This window comes from Chitinophaga skermanii (assembly GCF_003259335.1).
GTDB classification, from domain to species: domain Bacteria; phylum Bacteroidota; class Bacteroidia; order Chitinophagales; family Chitinophagaceae; genus Chitinophaga; species Chitinophaga skermanii.
In genome coordinates, this window is record NZ_QLLL01000002.1 from 607,337 (window position 1) to 626,968 (window position 19,632).

General features: G+C 41.5%; 14 protein-coding genes. 10 read left to right on the forward strand and 4 right to left on the reverse strand.

What is annotated here, in order from left to right; translation table 11 throughout:
* Window positions 1-5 precede the first annotated feature (5 nt).
* Complete coding sequence (locus LX64_RS06580) at window positions 6-2,630, reverse strand: zinc-dependent metalloprotease (protein ID WP_211324750.1); 2,625 nt, start codon at window positions 2,628-2,630, stop codon at window positions 6-8.
* Between the two features lie 719 nt (window positions 2,631-3,349).
* On the opposite strand from LX64_RS06580, the gene LX64_RS06585 reads away from it, so the two are divergent.
* The 10 genes from LX64_RS06585 to LX64_RS06630 all read left to right on the forward strand — a co-directional run bounded on the left by LX64_RS06585 (window position 3,350) and on the right by LX64_RS06630 (window position 13,481).
* Complete coding sequence (locus LX64_RS06585) at window positions 3,350-4,054, forward strand: hypothetical protein (protein ID WP_111596811.1); 705 nt, start codon at window positions 3,350-3,352, stop codon at window positions 4,052-4,054.
* A gap of 39 nt (window positions 4,055-4,093) precedes the next feature.
* The gene (locus tag LX64_RS06590) at window positions 4,094-5,203 is read left to right on the forward strand and encodes a hypothetical protein (protein WP_111597060.1); all 1,110 of its coding nucleotides are present in this window, start codon (window positions 4,094-4,096) and stop codon (window positions 5,201-5,203) included.
* 45 nt (window positions 5,204-5,248) lie between these two features.
* Window positions 5,249-6,250 (forward strand): hypothetical protein, encoded by a 1,002-nt coding sequence (locus LX64_RS06595; protein ID WP_111596812.1) that lies wholly within the window; start codon window positions 5,249-5,251, stop codon window positions 6,248-6,250.
* A 629-nt stretch (window positions 6,251-6,879) separates the two neighbouring features.
* Window positions 6,880-7,257 (forward strand): hypothetical protein, encoded by a 378-nt coding sequence (locus LX64_RS25985; RefSeq protein ID WP_158538554.1) that lies wholly within the window; start codon window positions 6,880-6,882, stop codon window positions 7,255-7,257.
* 103 nt (window positions 7,258-7,360) lie between these two features.
* Window positions 7,361-8,077: a hypothetical protein gene (locus tag LX64_RS06605; protein WP_111596814.1), complete on the forward strand. Its 717-nt coding sequence runs from the start codon at window positions 7,361-7,363 to the stop codon at window positions 8,075-8,077.
* A 3-nt stretch (window positions 8,078-8,080) separates the two neighbouring features.
* On the forward strand, window positions 8,081-8,830 hold the full coding sequence (locus tag LX64_RS06610) for a hypothetical protein (RefSeq protein WP_111596815.1): 750 nt from the start codon (window positions 8,081-8,083) through the stop codon (window positions 8,828-8,830).
* Between the two features lie 32 nt (window positions 8,831-8,862).
* A complete protein-coding gene (locus LX64_RS06615; RefSeq protein WP_245952570.1) occupies window positions 8,863-9,651 on the forward strand; it encodes an SUMF1/EgtB/PvdO family nonheme iron enzyme in 789 nt (262 codons plus the stop codon).
* Window positions 9,652-9,686: 35 nt separating this feature from the next.
* The gene (locus LX64_RS06620) at window positions 9,687-10,310 is read left to right on the forward strand and encodes a class I SAM-dependent methyltransferase (protein ID WP_111596817.1); all 624 of its coding nucleotides are present in this window, start codon (window positions 9,687-9,689) and stop codon (window positions 10,308-10,310) included.
* Window positions 10,311-10,777: 467 nt separating this feature from the next.
* A complete protein-coding gene (locus LX64_RS06625; RefSeq protein WP_111596818.1) occupies window positions 10,778-11,713 on the forward strand; it encodes a tail fiber domain-containing protein in 936 nt (311 codons plus the stop codon).
* 55 nt (window positions 11,714-11,768) lie between these two features.
* Window positions 11,769-13,481 carry a S8 family peptidase gene (locus LX64_RS06630; protein WP_158538555.1) on the forward strand — a complete coding sequence of 571 codons (1,713 nt, stop codon included), beginning with the start codon at window positions 11,769-11,771 and terminating at the stop codon, window positions 13,479-13,481.
* A gap of 92 nt (window positions 13,482-13,573) precedes the next feature.
* On the opposite strand, the gene LX64_RS06635 is transcribed toward LX64_RS06630, so the two are convergent.
* From LX64_RS06635 to LX64_RS06645, 3 genes are all read right to left on the reverse strand, one after another.
* The gene (locus LX64_RS06635; RefSeq protein WP_111596820.1) at window positions 13,574-14,410 is read right to left on the reverse strand and encodes a lipocalin family protein; all 837 of its coding nucleotides are present in this window, start codon (window positions 14,408-14,410) and stop codon (window positions 13,574-13,576) included.
* A 144-nt stretch (window positions 14,411-14,554) separates the two neighbouring features.
* On the reverse strand, window positions 14,555-16,855 hold the full coding sequence (locus LX64_RS06640) for a S8 family serine peptidase (protein WP_111596821.1): 2,301 nt from the start codon (window positions 16,853-16,855) through the stop codon (window positions 14,555-14,557).
* A 309-nt stretch (window positions 16,856-17,164) separates the two neighbouring features.
* Complete coding sequence (locus tag LX64_RS06645; RefSeq protein ID WP_111596822.1) at window positions 17,165-19,621, reverse strand: zinc-dependent metalloprotease; 2,457 nt, start codon at window positions 19,619-19,621, stop codon at window positions 17,165-17,167.
* Window positions 19,622-19,632: the final 11 nt, after the last annotated feature.

A 19,632-nucleotide genomic window follows, 5' to 3' on the forward strand; every position in this document is an offset into this window, starting at 1 on the left:
AATTATTAATTAATAGCTAAAACTTGTTTGATACGTAAAATGATATCGCTGTAATGATCGGCCGTAGCCCTGTCGGCGATATTCTTCTTTGCTTGCAATAATTGAAGGATGCGGTTTAACTCGCCACGTTTAGCACTTACGGCATCAGAAACCCTGTTCACAGCAAAGTACATCATGTTCCTAGAAGCATTACTTGCCGCAGTTTTTGCCGGTTGCTCGTGTAAGCAGAATGGCTCGATGGCAGCAAAACCAACTTCCGGCATTACCTTCTTCTGGTCGGCCCGTACTACTGATTTATCGATACTAACGATGAGCGCATCTACAAAACCTTTTTGGCTGTTTCTTTCATAAATATCCAAAGGTTGATTCCGCATGGTTTTCGCAAACATACCTTTGTGCATGTCTTCCATGAGATCAGTTACAGTGTATGCAGCTTTGCCGTTGGCAGCTTCGTTTTCGAGCATGCGTGAAAGACGCTCGTCGCGAAGTAAGTCGTAGAAGAAGTACGATTGAAGGCTTTTGGCATATACCAAGCTGCCGTATTCGATACTACCGATAGGACTTTCCTTAACGGGGTAACTTTTCTTATAGATATCGTTTTTAAACAACCATGATGGTGTATTAAAAACTTCGTCGAGTAAATATTTAACAGCAGCGGCTTGTTTCTCTTTGGGCACGTGCTCGTAGCTGTTTTGGCGCTGGCCATATACAGTGGGAGTAATGTAAATACCACCTACATTGGCCAGTACATGGTAGCCATATTGGTTCCATTGACCAATAGCGCTGTTTAACATTTTACCGGCTTCTTCGTAGTTAGCGCCTTCCTCTTTCGTCCATTCCAAGATCTGTGGTACAATACGTTTTAAGTTCATTAAACCATAGCGGCTGGCTTTTACAGCATCGTTACCCAAGTCTTCGCTTTGAGAGCGGGGATCGTTGGCATCGCGCACATCTTGTTGTTCGCCGAAATAGTATAAAGGATCGTTTTCATGTTCGCGTAAGCGTTTATTTAAAGTAGGTAGTTCTGCATGCGGACCTTCATTACCCATATAGCGGTAAGCCCAATCAATAGCGAATTGATCGTATACGCCAATAGCAGGTGTTATTTGTGTTACCTGGTCGCCGGGTTGTGCTACGTAATTAAAACGCGCATAATCCATAATAGAAGGCGCTGTACCACCCATGCGGCTGGTAAATGCGGGCGAGCGTAAAGAATCTACATCGAAAGCATAAGAGCTACCCATGTTATGTTGTAAGCCGAGGGTATGCCCTACTTCGTGGCTCGATACGAAACGAATAGCATGCCCCATTAACGAGTCGCTGAATTGGTTACCACGAGCGCGTGGATCGATAGCAGCTGTTTGAATTCGAATCCAATCGTGCAATACGCCCATTACATTGTGCCACCAAATAATATCCGCCTCAATAATTTCACCGGAACGAGGATCTACCACCGAGGGGCCCATAGCGTTAGCTTTGGCTGAAGCAGCGTAGGTAACCACTGAATAACGTACGTCATCTGGATCGAAATCCGGGTCATTTGTAGGTACATCTTTCGCTACAATAGCATTTTTGAAACCTGCCGCTTCGAAAGCTTTCTGCCAGTCTTCAATACCTGCTTTTATGTAACTACGCCATTTTGGAGGCGTGCTAGGATCGATGTAATAAACGATTTGTTTGGCGGGTTCTACGAGTTCTCCTGCACGGTAGCGTTGCATATCTTCCGGCTTGGGTTCTAAGCGCCAGCGCGTTACCAATTCACGTTCTTCCAGCTTGTGCTGGTCGTCATTAAAGTACCATCGCGGCGTAGTGAAAAATCCGACACGGCGATCGGCGAACCTAGCCTGCATTGGTTTTTCACTAAGCAACACGAGGTTGGTAGTGGTTTCTATGGATATTTCAACACCCGTGATTTTAGCCGTCCATTCCGACTTTGCCACGATGTTGTTGGTAAATGATTTAATATCTACAATGCGCGATAAATCGCGGATAGGCGAGCTGCTCATCCCCAGTTCATCGAACACGTTATTAATTGAATTATTGGAGCCATCGAAGATCTTCGACACGTTTACAACGAGTGCAGAAGAGTCTTTGCTATATGTTTCAATTTTGAAGTAATCGATCACCGAAGGCATAAAGTTATCGGCAACAGATTGAGCGATAGCGTTGTTAGCAGGCACCGACACCACAGGGTTTAGTTTGCGTAGGAAAACCTTTTGCAAAACAGTATCGCGTTCAAAGGCGATCACCATGTTTTGGTAGTTCATGCCTTTGTTTACACCCGCATCATTCAATTTCTCAGGAACTTTCGACAGTTTATTTACTACGAGCAATTCCCTGCCGAGCATGCTTAGCGGGATTTCGAAGTAGAAGTCGTTCTTTACTTTATGCACCGTGAATAAGCCTTTCTTCGTGATGGCAGCACTGGTAATCACTTCGCTATAGGGCTTAAGACCTTGCGGGTTGGGCTTCTTCTTGGCAGTTGTATCGACTGCTACCACGGGTTGTTTTTTACCAAAAATTCTCCATGGGTGTTTTTTAGCCTGCGCCTGTACCGAACCATGAAGGCAAGGCATAGCCAGGGCTACGCATGGCAGTAGCCATAACAGTTTCCTCAAACTTGTTTGCATAGTGTGTAATTGACGTAATAATAAACTGGGACAAACGTTCGCAGAAAAGCGTAACTCCCGGCACGCAGACCGGTAATGGATGGCATACTTTATCAGAAATAGGCGTAATAAAAGTTGAGTGCAATGTGTTTCATTACAATCGCATACATGTTTCCTTTTTACTTGTAGGTGTACTCTATATCTTCATCATAAGCGCGGCAAATATACACAAAACGTGTTATTGCCAAAAAGTCGTCGATAGAAATCCTAACGAAATGTGAAAACTCATTTCACCAAACACTGTATAGTATTAGTTTTCGTACGATAAAAAAAATTATCAACATGCAGCAAAAAGGTTTTAGCAATTAATGTTTTTTTAACCTCAAAATGCGCATATATGAAAATTGATGAACGGTTTTTTACACTGAAGGATTTACAATATGACATATTAGTGTGATGAATAGTTAGGATTAATTTTTATTTAGAAGAAAATTTTCGTGGGAATAGCGCGCGGGATTGGATCGGCAGTGTATTCAAAATGACAGGAAGAGCCATGGAAAAATGGCAGGATGGCGGGTCAAAAAATGACATGCCGATAGTTGTCAAATTGTCGAGTTCTTTACCGGGCTGTAAAAACGGGAAATGAGTGAATGGGGACTGCGCTGTTGAAAAAAAATTAAAGCTGGAACGGGATTTGCAGTTATTAATTCATTATTTTTAGCGTAACATAATTAGTATTCATGAACGAGGAAAAAGAAAAAAACTCATTCGGGATCTTACACAGCTTGAAAAAGCTCATCTTTGAAGACAGCCCTATACAGGAAACAGCCACTACCCCGGCCCCGCAAGCCGATTCAGTTCCACCGCCTATTCCATCTAGCGCAGCTACAAAGAACCCGCCAGTAAACCTAGCTAATAACATCAGCAACACACCTGCCACAGATGTAAAGCAAATGAAAGTAAAGGTGCTCGAAATGCTCGAAAAACTCAACGAGCCGGGTGTCGATTTCTTTGAAGTATGGAACGCAGCCGCAGAAATGGGCGGCGTTACCGAATCAAATCTCCGTGCCGCTTTCACTTCATTAAAGTACGTTGATAAAACGTTGACGAAAGAAAAACTGCAAACCACCGGGCAGCGTTATGCAACGGAATTACGCAGCGTTATCGAAAAAGAAACAAGCCTTAAACAACAGCAAAAACAGCAAATTGAACAAGGCCTAGTGAACGAAAAAGCAAACCTAACAAGCGAAATCGCACAACTGGAAAAGGAAATCGAAGCACTGCGCAGCAACCTGCAACAGAAACAACAAGCATTGCAACAGATCCACAGCAAGTATGCACCACAATTGCAAGACATCGATCAAAAAATCGCTGTTGGCAACGCGGCTGTTACAGAAGTGGTAACCGACATCCAGAAAGCTTTACTACTCATCAACAACCTTTAACACAAATACGTGCTTAATATCACTCAATCTATGCAACCTATGGCCAACACTCCACAACAGGTTAATATCCCAGCAGAATTGAAGAGCCAGCTCCCAATTTTCCAGGTGATTGGCGACCACTTGCCGCAACAATTACAAACGCCGGCAGCAAAGAAAACTATTGCAGCGATTTTCTTCTGGGCAGGCATACTCGGCGGCGCCTTCTTGTTTTACAAGTACTTGCCTATGATGCTAGAATTCGCCGGCAAAAGTATTTTGCTTGTTGTGTTCAGTATCATCCTGATCGTATTGCTTATGCTGGCACCCCGGATTATCCAAGTGCTTCACAGGCTTGGCAACACGCTCTTATTCAAAGGCGAAAAAGCAATCATCCGTAGCAATCCTATCGAAACATTACAAATGCTTTCCCGCGATGCTAGGGATACGCTCAAAAGAGTAAAAGACAAAATCGCGAATGTTGATGGTGTACGTATCGACATGGTATCTAGCGCCGAAGCAGCACAAAAAACCGCGGAAGAAAAATATACCCTTGCCAAACGTTTTACCGTAGAAGCGGCTAACTTGGAAGAAAAAAGCGGCAAAATGGCTGCTGAAAACAACCAAGAGAAAGCCAATGAATACAGTCGTGATGCGAAAGAAACACGTACCAAAGCATTTTTATTGGGTAAAGAAGGGGAAGCTGAAGAGCACAATGCCCGCAGCTACGTGCAATATGCGAACCAGTTCGCGAAAGTATTAGAAGTGCTGAAAGACAACGAAAGTGCTGCGCGCATTTATGTTAGCACGCTCGATAGCTCTATTTCCATCATTGCAAAGAAATTAGAAGCTACACAGAAAATGAAAAATGCAACGGAAGGCTTGGCTGAAGTATTCAACATTAAAGATGGTTGGGTATTCCAAGAAGCCATGAACGCAGCAACCGGCGCTATCAGTCAAAACATTGCTTCTATCCGTTCTAACCTCGACTTCCTCGATCAAAACAACAACATTACCGTTGGTGGCGCGCCATCACAAAACGAGTTGGAAGAATTCATTCGTAAGGTAGACGAACGTAACTTGAAAATGTTAAACGTGGCAAAAATGTCGAACTCTTATTACGAAATGAAACCGGAAGAGAAAGTAGACAAAGGCTTCTCTTTACTCGACTAACCTAACAAACAATAACACACAACTATTTCAAATACTATCAACAACATGGCACAAACATCCACTTGGTCAAGATTACGTTGGCCGATTAAAGCCTTTATCATCGCGTTACCTATTATCGCGATCGCCTATTTTGTCATTAACATGGGCGCTAACGATGCAGAAGCGAACATTGCAGCAAAAACAACAGATTCTATCACCGTAAAAGATACCGGCAGCAGCAGTGCTAAAGCCAAAGGCAGCAGAAGAACCTTTAACTACGAACCTGTTAAACCGGTAGACGGTGAAATGAAGGGTGTTGTAGAAGTAGGCGCATCTGGCTTTAACTCTTTCGTGATTAACATCGATAAAGATAAAAACTGGGAAATTGTTACAAAAGACTTCGGTAAGTCATTTGCTTACGAAGGCATGGCTACTACTGAAGACATCCGTATTGGTTTAAAAAACTACATCGGCGCTATGTTCGACAAAGGTGTTCGTTCTAAAAACGTACACTTCGTCATTAGCTCTGGTGCTCAAAAAGAACCTAAAACAACCACCATTGCTTCAGAATTGAAGAAAATGGGGTACGTAGTGAACCTCGTAACAGCAGAACAAGAAGGTAAATTAGCCTTGAAAAGCGTTTTACCGAAAGCTTATGCCGACAACTCTTACGTAGTGGATATCGGTTCTGGTAACACTAAGATCTCTTGGATGGAAGGTGAAAACGTGAAATCAGTAGAAGGTCCGGGTGCTAAATACTATGAGAAAGACTTGAAAGACGAAGCGGTATATGCTACCATCAAATCTTTAGCAGAGAAAATCCCAGCGAATAAACGCGAAGTATGTTTCATTATTGGTGGTGTTCCATTCGAATTAGCCAAAGAAATCCGCGAAGGCGAAGAACGCTTCACTGTATTGAATGATCCATCGGAATACAAATCCGACAAGATCAAAACCAAATGTGGTTTGAATATCTACAAAGCGATCAAAGATGCTACGAATTGCGATACCTATGTATTCGATTGGGATGCAAACTTTACAATTGGTTTCTTATTAGGTTTGAAATAAACCTAGTTCGACTGATATTTATTAGGAACCCCGGCTTAGCTGGGGTTTCTTTTTACTGTAAATAACCTAACGTATGTATAAAATTGTACTACTAATTGCTTGTTGTATGCTCCAACACGCACCGGTAATCAGTGTATTGACGACAGGTGCATTCCTGCAACGCATGACAATATCCAGCGTATTATAGATATTGCCATGGCCTATTATCAACAGAAAATGAATGTAAAGAACGTGGCCATTAACGATTAATCAACAAAAAATTACTCCCTATGCTTAGATACACTATACTCTTATTTACCCTATTTTTTTGTAATTCTATAGCGGCACAAGACAGTTCATTTAAGGCGACAATACCGTCCAATAGTTCCTACCTTGGGTATTATATTATGGAAATAACCCCTCCCAAGTTAGATAGTGCCATAAAACGTGTAAAAAAGATAGTGCCTGAAACACAAGAAGCAGCTACTTCCACTAACTTACTTTCTAAGCAACAAATTAACCACTTACATGAAGAAGAAAAGTTCCTGTACTACCTATATTACGGTGACCATCTTGCCCAATTTTGCAGTTTAACAATTTACTCAGTGCATTACAATACAGCTATATGGGGAAGGCTACCGCGACTAGACATGTCAAGATTATGGAGTGATGAACAAATTGCATATTTCCAGCAGCATCGTGATAGCGCTATACAATACTTGCAAGCATTATTACCTACCTCCTATTTTGGTCATAATGCGCAGAAATTGACAATTTTACTACAAGCGAATGAGCTTATTCCTACCATTATTGAGCGGTATCATGTAACAAAATCAAAAGAACTGCTAAGTATTACATTACAATTGATGCTCCAACATAATTTCCTTCAGCAAGTAGCACCAAAGCTATACAAAACATTGTACGAAAATGAATCCATCACGCGCCCTAACTACCTTGTATACAACGACAAAAATGTCCAACAGGTAATAACCCTAGCAAGGCAATTTTACACCAACTACCCCAAATAACTAGTAAAAAGAGTGGCTCAAATTATAACTTCCTTATTTTTACACCCTAAGTGATGTTGAGTAGTGATAGAATTTGCATCTTGAAACGTTAAATGTAAAACACATGCGCAGTATTTTACTTCTCATAGCGTTAGTTTGTTACACGCGTGTTTTCACGCAAGACCTCCCAGTAGAGCAATTGGAAACCTACCGTCATAGGCAATTAGTACCGGCTATTGGTCAACATCAATTACAGGCATTATACCCCGTGGCACCTTCTACGCATCCCAGTGAAAGGGCTACAATAGCTAACGAAGTATATGAGCAATTAAACCTACAAGAGAAGTTTACATATCATCTCACCTACCGCGAAGCGTTTAAAGCTAATTGTAGTTACCCGTATGACTTGGGCAATCCTAATAAGCGTATCTATGCGCACTTACAAGGTTTTATCAATGAATATGATTGGAGTGATAAGCAACATGATTTTTTTAAAGAGAATAGGGATAGCTGTGTGAAATACTTAGTTGCCGAATATAACTTGCAAGGTTACTGGGGATTGAATTGTAAAAAATTGGTGGTAGAATTGGGCGCTTTGGAGTTAATACCGGTTCTTTTAGCCGGGTATGAAAAGCAACCAGGAGATCATGATTATTTAACGGCTTGCTTAGAGTTAATGAACAGTAGTGGCTTTTTGAAGAAATGGGATGTTGATTTATATACAACCCTCTATAATGATCAACCATTTAAAAGCTCCATTTCATATACCACAAGGAACGAGCAAAGGATTGTACAACTAGCGAAGAATTATTACGAATTGACGATTAAAAATGTAAAATAAAAGATGAAACAATTAATCATGCTTTTGTGCATATGCGCTACATTGCAAGTACATGCACAGGAATTCGATGAGTTTAAACCTGCATCCAAAGAAAGCCAAGCTTACCATGCTTACCGACTTAAAGTAACCACCCCACCCTACGAATTAGCTACCGTAAAAGCATTGATCGCTAAAATTGAAACACGCGATAACGACAATGGCGATTATGAAGCTATTGGCGAATTACCGGCTGATATCTACAATAAACTCAGCTTACGAGCTAAGTTTACCTACAACATGATTAACCCCGAGTATTACGCCCAGAATTGCGATATTCCTATGCCCATTCAAGATGAGCATAAGAAAATATTCGGCGCCCTACTATCGGCCTACCCGGAACAATACTGGAGCAAACGACAAGTTGCCTTCTTTAAAGACAACAAAGACTCCGTTATGTCCATCATGAAAGAATCCATTCTGCGCAGTAAACGCATTGGTGTCAATTATAAAGAAGCCATTGTAGATATGAATGCTGTGGAGATGATTCCTTTCCTACAAGAGTTTTACCTTATCGACAAGAAAGATCATGATATATTGACCATTTTCTTGTTGCTCATGAAAGAAAACAAATACGAACCTTTATTGAAATCAGCTACCTACAAAAAGCTTTACAGCGATCAATCGATTTACAATGCTTACATTGATTATAATGCAGCGAACGAAGCGTTGATTTTAGAGCGGGTAAACGACTTCTATAAAAACTATAAACGCTAATGCGGTTTAGTTGTATATATATACTTTGCTTCTTGTGCTATACTTTCAATGCTATAGCACAAGATACTTTAGCATTCACTACCGTTCCTGCCGGCAAGTACCAAGTTGGACGAGCTAATTACCCCGCAAATCCCAAGCGCACTATTGCCCTTCACTCGTACGAGATTTCTACTACCGAAATTACCAATGCTCAATTCGCAGAATTTGTAGCAGCTACTGGCTATGTAACCTTAGCTGAAAAACATCATAATGCCATGGTATTCGAACCCGGGCTAGCAGAGTTCCGTTGGATACAAGACACTACAGCATATTGGCGTTACCCGAATGGCATTACGCGTGGTGGCATTGAACATAAACAACAACATCCAGTTACAACTATCAGCTATAAAGATGCCCAGGCTTATTGTCAATGGGCCGGGTACCGTTTACCTACTGTAGATGAATGGGAAGTAGCTGCCAATGCAGGAAAGAATACAACATACTTCTGGGGCAACCAGGATAAAAAGATCGGTGAATATGCCAATATATGGCATGGGCGTGATCATTTAGTGGCAGATTCCAGTGATGGTTTTATGTATACTTCGCCGGTGAAATCGTTCAAACCAAATCCTTGGGGTTTGTATGATGTATATGGGAATGTATTTGAATTGTGTGAAGGGAAAGCACCGTATGATAGGCCCGAAAGCAAGTCGGTACATGCCCGCGGAGGATCTTGGTGGTGCAGTAAACATTCTTGTAGTTTCTTTAATTCCATCGACATAGGTGCATCGAGCCCGTTTGCGAGTTTCAGCAATGTGGGGTTTAGGGTGGTGAAGAAATAAGCCGTAATTTCGGACTTCACTAAACCGTTCAAAGAATGGATCAAAATTGGTTGAATAAATGGAATGAACGCTATGAAAACGACGACTATGCATACGGTTTACAACCCAATGAATATCTCGCCGAACAATTAGCGAAATGGCCTGTAGGGAAAATATTATTCCCGGCAGAAGGTGAAGGCAGAAATGCTGTATTTGCTGCGCAATTGGGATGGGAAGTATCCGCTTTCGATATTAGCCAAGCAGGGCAACAGAAAGCACAAGCACTTGCAGCTGCGAAAAATGTACACATCGATTACCAAGTGGGAGAACTGCAGCACCTGGATTATGCGCCCAACTCGTTCGATGCCATAGCCTTAATCTTTGCCCATTTCCCGGCATCGATAAAATCTAGCTTGCATAAAATGCTTGTCACGTTGTTGAAACCTGGCGGCATTGTCATCTTCGAAGCATTCAGTAAAAATCATTTGGCTTACCTTGAAAAAGACGAAAAAGTAGGTGGTCCGAAAGACATTGCATCCCTATTCTCTATCGAAGAAATCCAAGCCGATTTCAAAAACTTCACATTCGATATTCTCCAAGAAGCCATTATCACACTCCGCGAAGGCACCTTCCATAATGGCCAAGGCGCAGTGATTCGCTTCATTGCACGGAAAAATTAATTTCCCGGGTCGCTTATAAAGCAACAAGTCGCAATATATCTGCAGTGCAGCTTGTTATCAAATTATTACGACAACATTGCAAGCTATTTGTAACTAATTCTTTATAAGCGGTTTCCTTTTTGATCCAAAAAAAATTACGAAAAAACTATCACTCTGAATTGCAATTTCAATTCAATGTTCCTACATTTACTTTACAATGGCAGCAGTAGCATGTTGCTTTATTATTTGGATTTAACCCGTAATGCCTTGCAGAGATTGAGTTTTAGTTAACCTATGTACTTACATTCTTCCTTTTAAAAGAATAATTGTTACCCGTAAGTGCGTAATACTGTTTTATTGTACTAGTTGGCAATCCTACTTAATCCAAAGACCCAAACCCATTTTAATAATTCCTGTGCGCGCAGTTATTATACTGATTCCTATTATTCAACAAATTCATGAACCCTTCATCTTAAAACCCTACAAGCATGAAAAAACTATTACTACTTTGCCTCTTGGCAAGCTGTTTTTCTATTGCCCATGCCCAATTGAAATACCGCGCAGATGGCCGCTTAACCCTCGGTCCCGTTAACCCAATTGGTGCCTACACAACCAATATCAATGGTTGGGGCCATTACTTTTCCGGTGATTATTATGGCACGCCTACTTACTTTAAAATTTGTTTAGGTGTACCCTCTCCAAGGATTTCCGGTTCTGGCGACCAAGTAGTTTTCTACGACTCAGACAACAGTACTTTCAACAGCATCCAAGTACAAAACGTGTATAATTATTCTGATCGTAACGCGAAAGCAAACATTCTCCCATTGAACACCAGCTTAGATAAATTACTGAGCTTAAATCCTGTTTCATACAATTGGAAAGGCAATGGTGGCAATAATCTTCGCAAAGCGAAAGACGGTAACGACATGAAAGATGTTGGCTTTATTGCGCAAGAAGTAGAACAAGTGTTACCAGAAGCTGTTATTGTAGATGAAAATGGTAACCGCCTATTGAACTACACAGCCATCGTTTCTTTATTAACCAAATCGGTGCAAGAATTAGCAGTACAAGTAGATTCTATGAAAAAAGAAATCGAAACATTACGCGCCGAAAAAGCCACTAAAGGCGCACAAACGTTTGTTTCATTAAAAGATAAAACAAATGGTGCTGCGCTAATGCAAAATTCTCCCAATCCATTCAACAACCAAGCTAAGATTAGTTACGACGTACCCAAAATCACCATAGGTGCTATGATCTGCGTATACGATTTACAAGGTAAATTGTTAGCACAAAGAAACATTCCAGCCGCAGGTAAAGGCGAAGTAACCATCGGTTCTTCTGAATTAACGGCAGGCATCTATATGTATTCACTCATCGTTGATAACAAAATTGTAGATACGAAACGCATGGTTATTACAAAATAACAATGCTCGATCTATCAATTTATATCTTATCAACGAACGCATAAAACATAACATGATGAAAAAGTTTCTTGTCGTACTATTAATGTTTGTTTCAGCGCTAGCCCAAGCCCAATCCGATTATTATTGGTATAAGGGAAAGAAAATCTCGATCACGCCCAGCAAAAATCTCGTATATATTTCTGCACCCGATAGCACGCAATTAACGGCGAGTAAGTTGGGTACCAACCTATCTTTCGCCCGCGAAAAATTCAAAGGTGCTCCGCAGAAATACAACGACAATGCCTGGAAGATCGTAGAAATTAAAAGCGGCTCTTTACCTGTAGATGCTACATCATTACAAAAAGCATCTCCAGCAGCGCAAATTCATATTGCACCTGTATTTGGCAACGACACTATGCCCATTGCCACTACAGAATTCTTCTATGTGCAATTAAAATCAGAAAATGATCTCCCTGTTCTAAAAGCACAAGCAGAGAAACTAGGTACCGAAATTCTTACACAAGTGCCTTACATGCCCACCTGGTATAAACTAAAAGCGCCTTTAGGCAGCAATGGTTTAACGATGGCAAATACGTTCTACGAAACGAACTTATTCGCAGAAATCGACCCAGGTTTCATGTTTCACTTTAAAAATAACGCCTGCCCTACCGATCCAAGTTTTGTAAACCAATGGGGGCTACGTAATACAAGCTTCGCCGGTATTGATGTGAACGCATGTAATGCATGGGATCTTACACTAGGTGCCGGGGTTACAGTGGCCATCCTCGATCAAGGGGTAGATGCCGCGCATCCAGAGTTTGCAGCAAACTACAGTCCTCTTTCTTGGAATGCAATGACAGGCTCTAGTCCTTCCGTAGTGTATGGTAATCATGGTACCCATGTAGGTGGTATTGTTGGCGCCAACCAAAACAACTACATGGGTTCTGGCGTAGCACCTGCTGCCACGATTTTATCAGTAAGTCATAGTTTGGGCTTAGGTGTGAATACGTCGCAACAATTAGCGTCGGGTATTAACTACGCTTGGCAGAACGGTGCGGCTGTTATCAATAACTCTTGGGGCGATCAAGGGGGGGCATACTATTTCCAATTGCAAAGTGCAATGCTGGATAATGCCATTGCCAGTGCGATTGCAAATGGTAGAGGTGGATTAGGAACTGTTGTCATTTTTGCGGCCGGCAACTTCAATGGTCCTATGGATTACCCTGCCAATAGTAATGCCAATATCTTAACCGTAGGTTCTATTGCCAATAATGGTACCCGCTCTAGCTTTTCTTCCTTCGGAACGGGTTTAGATGTGGTGGCGCCCGGTTCTAATATCTGGTCAACTTTACCTAGTAATGGTGAAGGGTCGATGAGTGGAACTTCTATGGCAGCGCCCATGGTAGCAGGTGTAGCCGCTTTGGTTATTGCTGTATCGCCGAACTTAACCGGTTTACAAGTACGCAATGCCATCGAATCAACAGCGAAAAAAGTAGGCGGCTATACGTATACACCCGGTAGCCCGAATGGCTCGTGGAACAACCAAATGGGATATGGCTTAGTAGATGCTGTGGCAGCCATTGGTGTAGGAGCTGGTTGCGGGGTGAATCCTGTTACTACTTACAACAGTGTAACTGTAACAAGCAATACCACCATTACAGGTTGCTTTATTCATTCATCCAATGTAACGGTAGCAGCCGGTAAATTACACTTGAATGCTTCACGGATGGTAACCATTACGCCAACGTTTACCGTGAATGCCGGTCAAGAGCTCCAATTAGGCAATTAACCCAACCCTTTGCGTGCAGCTATATGTTTCGCAAATATAAAACCCCAGGTCTGCTTGCAGGCCTGGGGTTTGTACTATAGAGCTTACTATGATTAGAATTGTTGCGCTAATTGAGAGAAGCCGGCAGCATGGAATTTAAACTTGTTCGTTGTATTCGGCCAAGCAATATTCGCATGATCGAATACATAATTGATAGTATCCGTTGCATGTTTACAATCTTCTTCATCGTAGAAGGTATCTTTCCATCCTTGTTTCAAGTCTTCATATGGTTCAACCGCGAAACCATTCCCATAAATCTTCACTACACTAGGCGTACTTCTCACATCCAAAGTTTGAATATCATTATCAATAGCCCAGTTGAAATACAACACGTAATATTGAAAGTGATTTTTTAGTTTCTTAGCAATCTCTTTAGGTGATTGTTTTTGCTTTGGCGTAATCCGCCACTCGTTATTCTCTTTGCTGAATGCATTGGCGAATTTCGTTTTGAAGTGATTATCATATCCTTCAAACTCATACGCTATTTCCAAAGCAGGCTCCATCTTCATTTGCAGCTTCATGCCTTTGTCTTTCATCTCAAGTATGGAAAACACGGTTGTTTTCTTCTCCTGGCTCGTAAGGGTAATATCCTTGCCTTTTAGTTGCCAAGTACCATACTCGAAATGGCGACTGTACATGGTATAAGTACCATCTTCTTCCAAATTTAAAAAACTAGCGGGAGAAAAATTCTTATTGTTCTCGGCCAAATACCCGGGTAAAATCCCTTCGGTGATTTTTCTTGCTTCGGCCATAGTTTTAGCCTCTTCTCCTTTTAAAATGGGTTCAACGTTTACAAAAAACCACACTTTGCTTACATCGGAAGTTTTGTAACCACAGCTTGAGAACATGGCAAGTGCCATTACTAGCAATAAATAGTTTTTCAGTTTCATAGGTTCGGTTTAGTTAGATTAAACAATTTTCAAATGTATTAAATAAAACTAGCACATCAAATATTGATAGCACGGTAGTATGGGTTAAATAAAAAGTCGCCTCTACAAAGTAGAGACGACTTGCAATTCACTAGTTAATATAGATTAGTGTCGAACGATGACTTGACGTTCAGAGCGTTCGCCATTTTGGAAAATGTGTAAATAATAGGTACCATCTGGCAGCGAACTTACATTGAAAGACACACGTTTATCGCCTTTCGTACTAGCCGTACGCAAGAGGAAACCTTTACCATCGTACAACTTCGCTTCGAAATCGACTTGTTTGGCGGAAGTTGTTTTGGCAGTGGAAGCAGGATCGGTGGTACCGAGATCCTCGATATTCAACTGGGTGTTGGCAGGATTGGGGTACGCCGTAATATTAGCCATGCGCATGCCAGAAGGACAAATGGTATAAATAAGTGTACCACTGTAAAGCGATGGATAACCACAAGCATCTGTGAACTTAACGTTCACATAGCCACCACCATTAGCCACAGTTGCATAGGTATTTAAGCTATTCGGGCTATAGAAATTGTACGTACCAGAGCTACTTGGATCGGGCTGCCATGAAATGTTACTTACAGCACTACTACCTACCGGTGTAGCTTGCAAATACCATTGTGTGTAACTTCCCGCACAATACTGTTGTGAAGCGGAAACAATAGCCGTTGTTCCCATTGTTACATATTTAGACAATGTATATTGCCCGCCATTAATACTAACACTTACTTGGCCATATCCTTTTGTACTTACAGACACAACCGCAGGGTTACCTGTTGGCGTAATTGAAGCACCCGAGTTGGTTTGCGACCATGCAAATGTGGCACCTGGAGGTGCATTATTCACTGTATATAAAGCCGTTGTAGTACAGAATTGATCAGGACCAGTAATAGTAGGCTGACTTAATTTCACGGCGTTATAGGCATTTAAACGCCCCACACCGAAGCTAGTTGTATTGCCCATATTCGTAGCACCAGAAAGAATAGCGCTTTTTACTTGTGCTTCCGTTAACCAAGGACTTGCAGATAAAATCAACGCAGCTACCCCAGAAACTTGCGGGCAAGCAGCAGAAGTACCACCGAAAGTACTAGTATAATTGCCGCTATAGTAGCCATTCGTTCCCATACGATCCAGCGTATAAACATCACCCAAGTTATTCGTATTACCCGTTGGTGCAACAATCATTGGATTGTTAGGGCTATATCCCCAACGATTCCCATATTTATCAATAGCCCCCACAGAAATAACACCATTCACGTTAGCTGGATAAGAAACATTAGAGGCTGAACCATTCGCGAAGTTGCCGGCTGAAAATACAACAATACAACCGAGCCCACCACGGCCTTGGGTTCTTGCATTGTTGATAGCGGTAGTAATTGCATCCGAAGGTGCACCACCTCCCCAAGAACAGCTTAATACTGCAGCATTACCTTGTGCGGGGTCCCATGCCCAGTTGATACTAGTAGCAATATCAAATGCAGAAGCAGCTGTATTGTTAATACCATTAAAAATATTCACGGGTACAATGATAGCATTGGATGCAATACCGGCCACACCGAGGTTGTTATCGCGGGTAGCACCTATAATACCGGCACAAGCCTCACCATGACCCGCACTTGCAGATGCTGGTGCTCCTGTACCAAAGCCACCGGCAGAATAACCTGCTACAACGCGGTTACCTAAATCCTCATGCGCTTCTACCCCATCATCAATTACTGCCACACGCACTGCATTAGGGAAAGAAAAGTTGCTGATAGCTAATGTGTAATCAATATCAATATTGGCCGTACCGCCTGTTTGGGCGTAATTATCCAAGTAATATTGATTGTTGTAATTCGGATCATTTGTTTCAACTTTGAAGTCGCTGTAAAAATCCGGGTGGCTCCATTTTACAAGACCACTTTCGTAAAGCTTATTAGCAATAGGCAACACTTGTTTCAAGCTTGACGGCGTTAATACAACTGTTTGGTAAGCACCCTGTGTTTGTTGAACGCTGCCTAAATTTTCCTTCGCGATGAAGTTTTCTACATCTGCAATAGATTTACCATCTGCCAATTGGTACAATACCGTACCTGTTAATACAAATGGTGCTTTGCCATTTTTGTGCGCATAAATAATTTCACTGTTACCCAATGTTTTAGCCACGGCCGCAAGGTCGCGCTTAGCATTGAACTTCACCGTAACATTTGTCGCGTTTACTTGGCGATACGCTGCATCTTTATCTGCAGCAGATAATTTCATACGGTTCACGGCAGAACTTAAGTCGGCCGCGCTTTTTGACTTGATAATAACGGTCGTGGAATCCGTGGTTAACGCGTGTTTAACGCCCGACGACCAGTAATACTGTTGCGCATACGCAAACAAGCTCCCTCCGAGCAGGAAGGCAGTTAGTAGAACTTTTTTCATCTGTGTGGATTTTGGGTTTACATATTATTTATGTAAGGGTTTAAATAATGAAAACGTGGAAATGGGTTGCCGCAAAAACTCAATTCGCCTCCTCTACATTCTTAAGGCGCACATGTGATGGGATAAATATATAAGAATTCGTTTTAAATATTTTCTAAAAAATTCAACATTATTATACTTCATTGATAATTAAATGATTGATAGAACAATTATATGCTTCACAGTAATATCATGGCATAAAAAAAGGCCTTATAATGAATTATAAGGCCGTGTAATAATCGTTAAACTTTCAATCTTCACTGTTTCCACTTATTTGGAATCGCTCTTTAAGATGCGATCTATTTCTTTGATCATAGCTGCATTGTGCAATTGGTTCAATGCATTCGCTGCAGGAGAAGCTTGTATTTGGCGTTTCAAGGCTAATAAATGCTCCTGCACATATATACGCGCATCGCTACGTTCCGCATTGGTTAACATTTTACCGGCATCAATAGATACAGGCTTGTAAATCATGGCTATTCTTTCCAAGTACATTTTTTGGATATTACGGCGGTAAGCATCTAGTACTTTATCGCCTGTAAATTTCTGCCATGCCGCTTTCTTTACATCCAACAAGTATTCCGTAACCGTATACGCTTTCGGATCTTGTAGGTTGATTTGCATCACATTGTACAACATACCCGGGCTTAACAAAGTATTTAATACGTTGTTTTGCACGTTGCCAATTTCCTCGAAAGGAAATACGCGTAGTTTGTTTGTTATATTTTCTGGATACAACCACAAAGGCGGGTTCATTAAATTTCGTCCCACATAATCAATGGCTTCTTGCATTCTTTCTTTTGGAACCGGTGTATATACTGCACCATTCTGCTCCTGGCTTTTGAAAGTGATGTAAGTACCATTGATGTTAGTTAATACGTGGTACAAGTAGCGTGAGTATTGACCAGTAGTGGCTTTATACATGCGTTTTAGGTTATCGTACAAGTCGCCTTCTTCTTTCGTCCATTCCAATAAGTTTGACATCACGCGTTGTAGGTTCAACAACCCATAATCACTCGCTTTCACAGAGTTATCACCTAAATCCTCCGTCTGGCTACGCGGATCACCATTCTTGCCTTCACCACCAAACCACAAACGCGGGTTAGCATTTAAACTATCTACAATCCATTTATTGAGCACCTTCTTGTCTTCGAATTCATCATTCGTATTAAAAATGTTCTTGTAGCCCCATTGAATAGCCCACTTATCATAAGCGCCAATTCTTGGGTACAATCCATCCTTTCCAATTTTATCTTCCGGCTGGGCCACGTAGTTGAAACGAGCATAATCCATGATTGATACAGTATGACCATTGGCCTCTACCCATTTCTTATCACGTAATTTCTCCACCGGTGTTTGACTAGATGCACCCATATTATGACGCAAACCAAGTGTATGACCAATTTCATGGGAAGAAACAAACCGGATCAACTCTCCCATCAATTCATCATCAAACTCCATCTTCCTAGCACGCGCATCATTCGGGCCTACTTGTACCATGTACCAATCATGTACGAGCTTCATTACATTATGATACCAACCCACATGACTTTCAATAATTTCGCCACTCCTTGGATCTGAAATACGTGGACCATAAGCATTCGGAATTTCCGATGCGAAATAACGAATCACCGAGAAACGTGCATCTTCCATACTCATCGTAGTATCTTCCGATGGCCATGCTTTCGCTACAATCGCATTTTTAAATCCGGCTTGCTCAAAAGCCTTCTGCCAATCGTTTACACCCGCCATTAAATATGGGCGCCACTTTGCCGGTGTAGCAGGATCGATATAGTATACAATTTGCTTTTTAGGTTCTACTAACTCACCTCGCTTGTATTTCTCAATATCTTCTTCTTTGGGTTCTAAACGGTAACGCTGAATAATACCGTAGGTATTGGTTTGTTGTGAATTATCATCGAACAATACGAAGTTGTTCGCGAAGTACCCCACTCGTTCGTCGAATAATCTTTTACGCATCGGTACTTTAGGCAACAATACAAGCGACGTATTCAATTCCAACGACACAACACCACTAGCGGCACTAGCAGCTAAACCTGGATTAGAAGAAGTATATGTTTTAAGGGAACGAATTTCTATGTTGATAGGGAAGGTTTTGATGCTTGTAATGAAACTTCTATCATCTGCTAAGCCACCTAACTTCTTCTCTGTTTTTATGTCTTGGGCAATGGTTACAACAGCATTCTCCTTCTTGAAGAAATCTGTTACATCTATTACCACGTTGCCGTTTGCAGGGTTGATAGTTTTAATATCGAAAGCCGCGGCAATAGGTCGTACAGTTGTATTTTGAATAGCTTTATAAATGGCTTGGTTTTCATCTTTAGCACGCGAACGCACAACATTTACGCGTAAAAAAATCTTTCCTTGAATGCCTTTCTCGAAATAAATGGTTTGTTCATTTGCCTTTTCACCACCGTACATTTGCCCCCCTTCCGGCGTGGCAACATAACGGGTTACAGCAAGAATATCCCTATTCATCAGCGAATCCGGGATTTCGAAATAGTATTTATTGTCTACGAAATGTACGAAGAACATCCCGCTCTTCGTAGTTGTACTTGGTGTAATTACTTTATCATACGCCTGCATCTTGTCTTTGCTAGGTGCCGCAGTTGTTGTTTCTTTCTCAGCAGGTTTCGAGCTGTCTTTTTGCTGCGCCGAAGCATGTAAGGCGGTCAACATCGACAGGGCAATGATTTCTTTTTTCATGAATATTGAAT